The organism is Comamonas sp. B-9 (assembly GCF_000410635.1).
Classification (GTDB): domain Bacteria; phylum Pseudomonadota; class Gammaproteobacteria; order Burkholderiales; family Burkholderiaceae_C; genus Comamonas.
Map to the genome: position 1 here is coordinate 32611 of NZ_KE148677.1, position 10015 is coordinate 42625.

Annotated in this window: 9 protein-coding genes and 1 pseudogene; 3 read left to right on the forward strand and 7 right to left on the reverse strand. The window is 60.2% G+C overall.

Features of this window, described 5'->3' with window-relative positions:
* Nucleotides 1-44 precede the first annotated feature (44 nt).
* On the forward strand, nucleotides 45-2315 hold the full coding sequence (locus tag H928_RS0124860) for a TonB-dependent siderophore receptor (RefSeq protein ID WP_021028926.1): 2271 nt from the start codon (nucleotides 45-47) through the stop codon (nucleotides 2313-2315).
* 974 nt (nucleotides 2316-3289) lie between these two features.
* On the opposite strand, the gene H928_RS31925 is transcribed toward H928_RS0124860, so the two are convergent.
* The 3 genes from H928_RS31925 to H928_RS31935 all read right to left on the reverse strand — a co-directional run bounded on the left by H928_RS31925 (nucleotide 3290) and on the right by H928_RS31935 (nucleotide 5026).
* A complete protein-coding gene (locus H928_RS31925) occupies nucleotides 3290-3646 on the reverse strand; it encodes a hypothetical protein (protein WP_148293316.1) in 357 nt (118 codons plus the stop codon).
* A gap of 149 nt (nucleotides 3647-3795) precedes the next feature.
* Entirely contained in the window at nucleotides 3796-4353 is a 558-nt protein-coding gene (locus tag H928_RS31930; RefSeq protein ID WP_148293317.1) for a hypothetical protein, read from the reverse strand.
* Between the two features lie 160 nt (nucleotides 4354-4513).
* Nucleotides 4514-5026, reverse strand: a complete 513-nt coding sequence (locus H928_RS31935; RefSeq protein WP_148293318.1) for a hypothetical protein — start codon at nucleotides 5024-5026, stop codon at nucleotides 4514-4516.
* A 438-nt stretch (nucleotides 5027-5464) separates the two neighbouring features.
* Here H928_RS31935 and H928_RS31940 point away from each other — a divergent pair, with 438 nt between their 5' ends.
* Nucleotides 5465-5746, forward strand: coding sequence for a hypothetical protein (locus tag H928_RS31940; RefSeq protein WP_021028929.1), 282 nt, complete (start codon nucleotides 5465-5467; stop codon nucleotides 5744-5746).
* Nucleotides 5747-6038: 292 nt separating this feature from the next.
* On the opposite strand, the gene H928_RS0124875 is transcribed toward H928_RS31940, so the two are convergent.
* From H928_RS0124875 to H928_RS29830, 4 genes are read right to left on the reverse strand one after another with little or no spacing between them, the layout of a single operon-like run.
* Complete coding sequence (locus H928_RS0124875; protein WP_027011386.1) at nucleotides 6039-6977, reverse strand: ZIP family metal transporter; 939 nt, start codon at nucleotides 6975-6977, stop codon at nucleotides 6039-6041.
* A 60-nt stretch (nucleotides 6978-7037) separates the two neighbouring features.
* The gene (locus tag H928_RS0124880; RefSeq protein WP_021028931.1) at nucleotides 7038-7664 is read right to left on the reverse strand and encodes a superoxide dismutase; all 627 of its coding nucleotides are present in this window, start codon (nucleotides 7662-7664) and stop codon (nucleotides 7038-7040) included.
* A gap of 56 nt (nucleotides 7665-7720) precedes the next feature.
* Nucleotides 7721-8215: a hypothetical protein gene (locus H928_RS0124885; protein WP_021028932.1), complete on the reverse strand. Its 495-nt coding sequence runs from the start codon at nucleotides 8213-8215 to the stop codon at nucleotides 7721-7723.
* Nucleotides 8212-8697 carry a hypothetical protein gene (locus tag H928_RS29830; protein WP_373604941.1) on the reverse strand — a complete coding sequence of 162 codons (486 nt, stop codon included), beginning with the start codon at nucleotides 8695-8697 and terminating at the stop codon, nucleotides 8212-8214. Before H928_RS29830 ends, H928_RS0124885 begins: the two co-directional genes overlap by 4 nt.
* A gap of 301 nt (nucleotides 8698-8998) precedes the next feature.
* Here H928_RS29830 and H928_RS0124895 point away from each other — a divergent pair.
* Nucleotides 8999-10015: pseudogene (locus tag H928_RS0124895) on the forward strand (VRR-NUC domain-containing protein); the annotation flags it as partial.

The following is a 10015-nucleotide window of genomic DNA, read 5'->3' on the forward strand; positions in this document are numbered from 1 at the left end:
CCACCCTTGCTTTTTCTGTATCCATAACATCTAAGGAACCAGGCATGCCAGAACGCCTTCACCCCCAGCACCGTGCTGCCAGCGCCCTGCGCAGCGCACGGCCCGTCGCCCAGCATGCGGCCCCGTTTGCACTGCGCCGCAGCGCGCTCAACCCCCTCAGCCCCCAGGTGCTGCTGGGCCTGACCATTGGCGCCATGCTGGTCGCAGCGCCCCTTGCCAACGCGCAAACCAGCAGCGCGGCAGAGCCGGCAGCAGCGGCGGACAACGCCGTCACCCTGGCGCCGATCACCGTGCAAGAAAAAGCCGCCCAGGTTGCAGCGCCGTATGCGGGCGGCCAGGTCACCACCGGCGGCCGCGTGGGCCTGTTGGGCGACAAAGACTTTATGGAGACGCCGTTCAGCACCATCGGCTACACCGAGAAGTACATTGAAGACCGCCAGGCGCAGAACATCACCGACGTGATTGCCGCGACCGACCCAACGGTGTTCAGCAATGGCGTATCGGGTGCCTGGGCCGAGAACTATTCGATCCGGGGCTTCTCGTCGAGCTCCACCGACATGACCTTTGGCGGTTTGTATGGCATGGCGCCGTACTACCGCACCTCCCCCGAGATGTTTGAGCGCATCGAAGTGCTCAAGGGCCCATCGGCGTTGCTCAACGGCATGCCGCCAGGCGGCTCGGTGGGCGGAGCCGTCAACCTGGTGCCCAAGCGCGCCGGCAACGATCCGCTCACCCGCCTGACCACCACTTATATGTCTGATTCGCAGTTGGGCGGCCACCTGGACATGGGCCGCCGCTTTGGCGACCGCCAGCAGCTCGGTGTGCGCTTTAACGGCGTGTACCGCGATGGCGATGGCTCCATCAAAGACCAGCAGAAAAAAGTGCAGCTCGCATCGCTGGCCTTGGATTGGCGTGGCGACCGCGCCCGCCTGTCGGCCGACTTCTATGCCAGTGACGACCGGGTCAACGGCGTCAACCGGGGCATCAGCCTGTCGCCCGGTTTGCCCATCCCCAAGGTGCCCAAGGGCGATACCTTGCTGAACCCCGATTGGTCCACCGTACGCACCAAGGACAAGGCCGCCATCCTGCGCGGCGAGTACGACCTGAACGACCAGGTCATGGCCTATGCCGCCTTTGGCATGAGCAAGACCGACTACCAGTACAACGGCGCCATGTCGGCCCTGGTGTTGAACACCGCAGGCGACTTCCGCACCACGATGGGCCAGCTCGCCTTTGATGTCAAAAAGCAGTCGGGCGAAGTCGGCATCAAGGGCCGCAGCCAGACCGGCGCCGTGGGCCACCAGTGGGCCATCAATGCCACGCACTACGCGCACAAGCAAAACGACTACGGCCGCCGCAGCGTGCCCGGCGCCGACTGGACCACCAACCTCTACAACCCGGTATGGGGCCCGGCGGCCGACTTTGTCGCTCCCCACATCTCACACACCGAGGTGCGCCTGGCCAGCTATGGCATCGCCGATACCTTGTCGATGGCACAAGACCGCGTGCAGCTGACCCTGGGCGTGCGCCGCCAGCAGGTGATCAGTGACACCTACAACATCACCTCGGGTGCGCGCACCTCGCGCTATGACGAAAGCGCCCCCTCGCCCGCCGCTGCGCTGCTGGTCAAGGCCAGCGACAACCTCTCGCTCTACGCCAACTACATTGAAGGTCTGAGCCAGGGCGCCACCGCACCCATGACCGCCGCCAACGCCGGCGAAGTGTTTGCCCCCTACAAGAGCAAGCAAAAGGAGCTGGGCCTCAAGCTCGACCTGGGCGACTTCGCCCACACCGTCAGCGTGTTTGAAATCACCCGGCCCAGCAGCTACACCGACCCCGTCACCAACGTCTACTCGTTCGGCGGCGAGCAGCGCAACCGTGGCATTGAGTGGAGCTTCTTCGGCAACGCCATGCACGGCCTGCGCCTGATGGGCGGCGTGGCCTACACCGCCCCTAAGCTGACGCAAACCGCTGGTGGCGTCAACCAAGGCAAGCTCGCCACCGGCACCCCCAAGTGGCAGGGCAAACTGGGTGCGGAGTGGGATGTCCCCGGCGTGCAAGGCCTGGCCCTCAACGCCAACGCCACCGCCGTATCCCGCCAGTACATCAGCGCCGACAACAGCCTCTGGGCCGCCGGCCGCACCACCTACGACCTGGGCGCCCGCTACAGCACCAAGGTGGCCGACAAGCCCGTTACCTTGCGCGCCTCTGTTCTGAATGCGACCAACAAGTCTTACTGGGGCATGCCCCAGCTGTCCAGCCTGGCGCTGGGCGCGCCGCGTACGTTTGCGTTGTCGGCGTCGGTGGATTTTTAATTAAGTTAGAGCCGCTAACACGACCCAGCAAACCGAAGGTTTGCGGTTGAGGCTGGGCGCCCCCGACAAGGCATCAAGCCGCAGACAGTACAGGCGTACGGCAAGGCCTGAGGCGGCCGGCTAGGCAACGACGTATCAAGGGTTGTGTTAGCGGCTCTTAGTAGCTAGCCTGCTGCAGCGCTTGCCGCTGCGGTGGGTGTGGTGGGTAAGCCCAGATTGCTGCTGCCGTTGGCAGGGATGATCTGGGCTTTTTTTTTTGGGTTGGGGTGGTGTGAAGCGCTTGGATGCCGTCAACGCGATGCACTGTGCAGACGCAAAAAAACATGCCCTTGGCATGTGTGTAGATGGAGAGAGCAGGGGAGGGTGGACAGGAGGCCTGGTGGTACTTGCTTGCCAACCGTTGGCAGGGCAGAGCAAAGGCGCTGTCAGAGACTGGATCGCTGCGCTGCAATGGCGCTATCGAAGCCGGCGTTCATCGCAAAAAAATGCGTGGCTAGTGTGAACCATTGGCTGGCAAAAACGACTTCCGGACAGTTCCGGTAAGTCGCCCCACGATGAACCTTGGAGTAGCCGCAATTGCTACGCCATGGGTGCAGTATACGCTCAATTGAGAATCATTCGCAAATAAGCTTTGGGGTTGTGGGGGATTGGGGTGGTGAGAGTCGGTGAGTCGTAAACCGCAATTCTTTGAGTTCGACTCCAAAGAGGTTTGGAGACATGCCGAAGGGTTGACGATGCACTTCAGCCGGTATCGAAGTGCCGATTGGCAGTGATCATGCTTCGATAGCCGTTTTAGGCTGGTTGCAGACCGTCGACTCTGCAAGTTCAATGTCTGACGGCGCCCAGAGTAGCCATAGCTGTGAAGCGCCTTTCCAGGTCCGCTGTACAACCGGAATCGGTCATCTAATTTGGACGCTAAGCGAGGAACAGCTTTTACGCAAGTTGAAGTGGTGCTATCAATCCTTTGCTGCCGGTCACCAATCCAATAGGTCATCGTCATCATCTGTGGCGATTTGGGCATCAAGTGCCTTTGCAATTGCAGAGATTTTTTGACGTCGTAAGTCGCTTGGGTTATCAAACTCCTCGACGTAACCTGTTCTGAGTTTTCCTCTTCTGAACTGAAGAAAAGGAACCCACTCCCCATCGAAGTAAATTTCAGAGTCTGCCTCTCCTACAGACATTTCTATGGTGGCGCCAGTAGTCGGATTGATTACTTTATAAGGCGCAGTTCGCATCTGTAACTGAGTATCGGCCTTAATGACGGAAAGCCATTCATTTAGCTCAATGGCAGGTTCATTACGCGGTCTTTCGACATGCAGCGTGACACTCATAACTGAACCTTCCCCTAAATTCTCGGTATGAGATGAAACTATCAGCAACACCCTCGGTTCGCTACTTGCCGAATTGAGGCATCGTGCCAGCAGCTCCAATTGTCTGCGCATGAATGTTGCTGTTCGGCCCAAAGCGGAAGTTCGCCAATTTAGTCATCCCATTCGGCGAGGTCTTCTGTGCCACTGTATCCCAGGCTTATCAATTTGATATTTTTCTCTGTTTGATCGAATTGACTAGCGAAATGAGCGCTATACAAATTCAAGCCTTGGCTTGACGCTGTACCTAATAAATTTGGAGGACAGCTAAAAATTTTCAGCAAATCCTTCAACGCTTCGATGCTAGGGGCTGAGCCGTCCTCATAAAAAGAGAGGGGCTGAACATGTACCCACGGAAGCTTGCAGGTCGTAAGGAACTTGGTAAACGAATCTAACCATTCCACATCCAGATTGGGGACCGCTGCCTGAATCCACGCTTTTCTATTTTCTAGATTAGAAAGCGCCTCATTTCTTAAGGTCGCAAAATAGGCTCGATCTCCGTCTCGGATAGAAGTGAGGTCTATACGTGCATCCTGCGGCTGAAATAAGGCTAGCCAAACAATCGGGAGATGCCATTCAGACAACAGATATGGGGATCCGTTGCCATCTAGTTCCGCCCTGGCTGGACGCGTATCGCGCTCTAGAAAATAGAGTTCGCAGTCATCTGACATATTCGGCTTTCCGGGGTGAGTCCCCTCGACGGAAGGTTAAGAGCCGCTAACACGACCCAGCAAACCGAAGGTTTGCGATTGAGACTAGGCGTCGAGCCGCAGACAGTACAGTAGTACGGCAAGGTTTGGCAACGACGTATCAAGGGTTGTGTTAGCGACTCTAAGTCGAACCCTGTGCTGGGAAGCCATAGTGCGGCGGCTCCATAACTGGCATGTAGGGCCTAGAGGACGGATTCTTGATGGCTTTCTGAGCCAGTAGGCATTGCTCGTTAGTGAGGAATAAGCCACTAAGGTCGTTCCCTCCGTAGAGGGCATAAAACTTGTGCGATGACTGGCCTAGGTTTGCGTTCACGATCTGGAAGAACGCTACAGCTGCTCTTGCCCAGTCATCGTCTGAATCGAAAGTCGGCCCCCATATTTCGTAGCGATTGCCTGCTGCGATGACCGTGTACGAGCCCGCATCTGAACTAACCTCTTCGGTCACATCAAGTGGATTTGGTGAGTAGTGCTGCAACTGTTGGAGCAGGTCGTCATAGGCAGCTTTGATGCCTTGTTCTGCCAAGTTCTCAGCATCCAGATGAACCACTTTCTCGTAGTCGAGGGGGTCTTCAGGTGGAGCCTGCTCAGGTCCACTTCCGAAGATTTTTTTAAGGAGTGCTCGGATCTGCGCCATGTGGTTGATGAGGCCTAACTAGATTTGGAAGGTATGCAACAGGCATGCATAGTTCGCACTACTTTATGAGCTTGCTGTTCGATAGGCAAATTTGTAGTAGCCACTTTGAGACAGGCCTAAAAATTCTGATTTCACTCTCGGGTGCAAAGGTTCGAGTGTCCGCATATGGCTGTGGATTCAACCGAGCAAGTTCCGTCCGCAGATCACTCCTGGCTTGGTCGGTAGGATCTTTGCAAGAGTGTGAGACTGGCTGTATCAACCGTTCTCACTGATCTTGCAAATTTTCTCACTACATGCAAATTGAGAACCGACGCTCACACTGTCTACGCGTGTGGGCTGGTCGGTCGACCTGTGCGGGCAGCTGGCCGGCTTAGTCGCGTGCGAAGCTTGAGCATTCGAGGTTAGGATGACGGTTATCGGCCAGGAACGGACACTTCAATGAATAGCATGATGCAGCTGCCTGAGGGCGACGTCGGTGAATATCGATTAAGACTGGCTAGAGGCGAGCGTGTGACAGTGCTTCTGCGTGAACTGGCAGCAAAGTACGGAGTTAACCGCTCAATTCTTGGATTTTTTATAGCCGACTTAGTGACTGAGCAGGACTTGATGGCAGTCCAGCTTGTCTGGGTGTGGGATTTAAATCAAACTGGAAAAGGTTTGACCGACGAACAGTTGGAGGATGAACTACGCAGCTCCGGCGTCCGATTCGGGCCTCCCTAAGCACTCACCAGACAGCCGCTTTGGGTCGATAGCGCCTATTCATGCACAGCGATAGCGGACATCTAGTAGTCACTTGGATGGCCCTGATGGCCAGCGTCTGCTGCTACCCAGAAAGTGGTCACAGCTTCGGCTGGAACATTAGCGCACGGATGACCGCTATGCGGTGGTGAGCGAACCCGCGCGATGAGACCATGGGAGGCAGCGATCGCTGCAAAGCAGCCGTCGCTCCTTAGTTTTCTACAGCCCAAAATAGTTGTTCGGGGCTTTAGTACATCCAAAACGCCCATTGACCTCACCCCAGCGCCGTATCCAACACCATCATCAAAACAAACCCCACCATCAACCCCGTAGTCGCAAAAAACTCATGCCCCTTGCGGTGCGATTCCGGGATGATTTCGTGGCTGATGACGAAGAGCATGGCGCCGGCGGCGAAGCCCAGGCCCCAGGGGAGGAGCAGGGCGGAGCTGCCGATGATGGCGGCGCCGGCGACGGCGCCCAGGGGTTCGACCAGGCCGGAGGCGATGCCCAGCAGGACGGAGAAGCCTCGGCTGTAACCGACGGCCAGCAGTGCGGCGGCTACGACAAAGCCTTCTGGCACGTCCTGGATGGAGATGCCGATGGCCAGCGCATTGGCGCGCATGCCTTCATTGCCGGCGTAGCCCACGCCAATGGCCAGGCCTTCTGGCAGGTTGTGCAGGATGATTGCAAACACAAAGAGCCAGGTGCGGCGCAGCTGCTGGGCGCTGGCGCCTTCGCGGCCTTTGATGAAATGTTCGTGGGGCAGCAGGCGGTCCATCACCAAGAGGGCCATGCCGCCCAGCAGGATGGAGGTGCCGACGACGCCGCCAGCAGCCCAGGCGCTGCCGTCAAAGATATTCGAGGCGCGTGCGGCATCCAGTGCGGGGATGACCAGCGAGAACGCGCAGGCGGCCAGCATCACGCCGGCGCCAAAGCCAAACAAGGTATCCCGTGTGCGCTCCGACGGGCGCTGGGCCAGCAGCAGGGGCAGGGTGCCCAAGGCGGTGGCCAGGGCGGCCATGCAGCCGCCCAGCAGCGCATTGCGCACGGAGGGCTCGTTTTTGAGGCCATCCCAGATGAGCGCGCCGAGCGCAAACACCCCCAGGCCACAGATCAGCAGACCGATGCGGGTTCGCAGCTTGAGCGCCGGTTTGGGCGCAGGGCTGGCGGTGCTGCGCGATGCGTCATCGCGCGGGTCGGGCTGGTTGTCCATTTCCATCGGTTGGTTGCCTGGGGTCATGTGCGTGCTCGCGTGCTCGAAGAAGGGAGTGACTTACTTGCCCAGCGCTGCGGCGTACTTGCGGGCAACGACGCCCCAGTCCACCACATTGTAGAAAGCGGCAATGTATTCAGGGCGGCGGTTTTGGTACTTCAGGTAGTAAGCGTGCTCCCACACGTCCAGGCCCAGGATCGGGGTGTTGCCCGAGCCAATGCCCTTCATCAGTGGCGAATCCTGGTTGGCGCTGCTCTCCACCGCCAGCTTGCCTTCAGGCGTCACAGTCAGCCAGGCCCAGCCGCTGCCAAAACGGCTCAGTGCCGCCTTGGTGAAGGCGTCCTTGAAGGCCTCAAAACCACCCAGGTCGGCATCGATGGCCTTGGCCACATCGCCTTGGGGCAGGCCGCCGCCGCTGGGCGACATCACTTCCCAGAACAGGCTGTGGTTGGCATGGCCGCCGCCGTTGTTGCGCACGGGCAGGCGCAGCTTCTCGGGCAGCGATTCCACCTGGGCCACCAGCGCTTCGACGGACAGGTTGGCAAACTCCGTGCCTTCAACCGCAGCGTTGAGGTTGTTCACATAGGTCTGGTGGTGCTTGCTGTAGTGGATCTCCATCGTCTGGGCGTCAATGTTGGGCTCCAGGGCATCGTAGGCATAGGCCAGCTTGGGCAGGGTATAGGACATATCGTGTGTCAGTTGTTGAGTGGAGAACAGGGAGGTCAATGCCGGTGCGGCGGCTGTCAGTGCAGCAGCGTGCCCGGCGGCGGGTTGCCCGAAGGCATGGGAACGCTGTGGGCCTGCCGCTCCATCGCATCCTCGCGCTCGCGGGCGGCGCAGCGGTTGTGGTGCTCGGTCAATGCAGCAAAGGTGTGGTGCAGGTGCTTGCAGGCGGCCGATCGCAGGTCGGCGCTGGCATGGTCGTCACGCGTCAAGGCCAAGAGCTGGTGGTGGGCGCAGTTGATGCACTCGCCGGCCGATATCGGCTGGCTCAAGGTGTTGAAGCAGTCGGCCAGGTTCAGGTGCGCGACCACAAAGGCGGCCAGGCGGTCATCGGCGCAAACGCCGGCCGGCGCATCGTGGAACAGCTGGTGCGCCACGCGCAGCGCATGCTCATGCCAGGCCAGCGCTTGCTCGGGGCGGTTGTCGCGGCTGGCTTCCACGCCGGTCTGGGTCAGGCGCTCCCATTCGCGCAGCAGCAGCGGACCCGATACGGAGGACGGAAAACGCGAGCTCATGGCAGCTCCTTGGCGGGCACGCTGGCCGCCGTCATCACCCAGGCGTGCGAAGCCTTGGCGGTTTCTGTGGGGACAAAGGCCTGGGGGTCTTCGAGCAGGCAGGTGCTGCCCAGGCGCTTGCACTGGTCATGCTCGCGCCAGTAGCCGCCGTGGCTGATGCAGCCGGTCTGGCAAATCACCAGGTTGGTGGCATGCTGGCCCAGCTCTTGCAGATAGGCATCGGGTGGGGGCGGGGGCACGGCGGCCACTTCCATCGTCGCGGCCGGGTCCACACAGCGGCGCACGGCCGTGACGGCTGCTCGGTTGGCGATGGCCGACAGGTGCACCAGGCGGTCCTCGCGCTCCCAGATGAGGGCGCTGTTGCGCATGATGACCTGGGCCCGCAACTGGGTGACCTGGGCGCGCAGCGCCTCGACTTCCGCGCGCAGTGCATCGACCTGGGCCGTGCAGCGCGCTTGCAGTGCAGCATAGTGGCGCAGCATCACACCGTGCTCCTGCACCAACGGATGGATGTCACTGTCTGGGTTTGGCACGGTTGGCTCGCCTCCACGGGATAAACGGAAAACACTTTGCTCGGCATCAAGGCAGCGTCAAATAAAAACATAATAAATGAGAATCGTTTCTATTCGCAAACTCATTTGTATATGGCCTGCCTGCAAGCAGTGGAATAGTGCTATCGGCACATCGAGCCTGACGGCCAGAAGGGGACATGGCGGCAAAGTTAAAATAGCTGTATAAAAATACAGATAAGCTATCACTCACCTTCACCGCATCCGACCCCCCATGCTGGCCCCCCATCGCTACTACTACCTGCACAACTTCGAGCGCGCGCTGCAGTGGTTGGGGCAGCGCTATGGCGATGTGCTGGATGCGCAAGAGCAGCAGTTTCTGGCGGACTTTGCCCAAGCCCCCATGCAGTCGCAGGCGCTGATGGTGCGCATGCTGATGCGGCGCGGGCCCTGGTTCCGCGCGGACAAGCTGGTCTACGACGAGATCCCCGATGTGCATGCCGCCGCGCAGCCCCTGCTGGCGCTGGGCTGGATCGATGCCGATGCCGGCATGGCGCTGGCCGAGCTGTTTGCGCTGCACACCAAGCCAGAGCTGCTGCAAATTTTTGCCAACGCCGGTTTGGCGCGCACGCTGCGCAAGGCGGAGATGCTGGCCCAACTGGTTCAGCAGTCTGATCCAGGTACCGAGCAAGAAGCCCAAGAGCAGCTGCAGCCCTACCACCGCTGGCACCCGCAGGCCGAACATGCCGCCTGGCGCGTCACCGTCGGCGAGCTGGCCGAAGGCCTGCGCCTGATGTTCTTTGGCAATCTGCACCAGGACTGGTCAGAGTTTGTGCTGGCCGACCTGGGCATCTTCAAATACGAGACGGTGGCCTTTGATGCGCAGTCGCGCGCCTTCCAGACCCGCGCCGATGTGCAGGGCTACCGACAGCTGCAGCAGTGGCGCCAGGCGGTGGATGAGGACGAGGACCGCCAGGCCTTGATGGACGCGCTGGCCGCCTGGCGCAGCGCCAACCCCTGGCTGCAGCAGCGCCATGCCAAGGTGCTGCTGCGCCTGGGCCAGGCCTGTGAGCGCAGCCAAAGCTGGGCCCTTGCCGAGCAAGCCTATGCTGCCAGCCCCTACCCGGGTGCACGCCACCGCCGCATGCGCGTGCTCGAACGCATGGAGCGTTTTGACGAGGCCCTGGCTCTCGCCAGCGCCGCCGCGCAGCAGCCCGAGAGCGATGAAGAAAGCCAGCGCCTGGCCCGCATGCTGCCGCGCCTGCGCCGCCACCTGGGCCAGCGCAGCGCC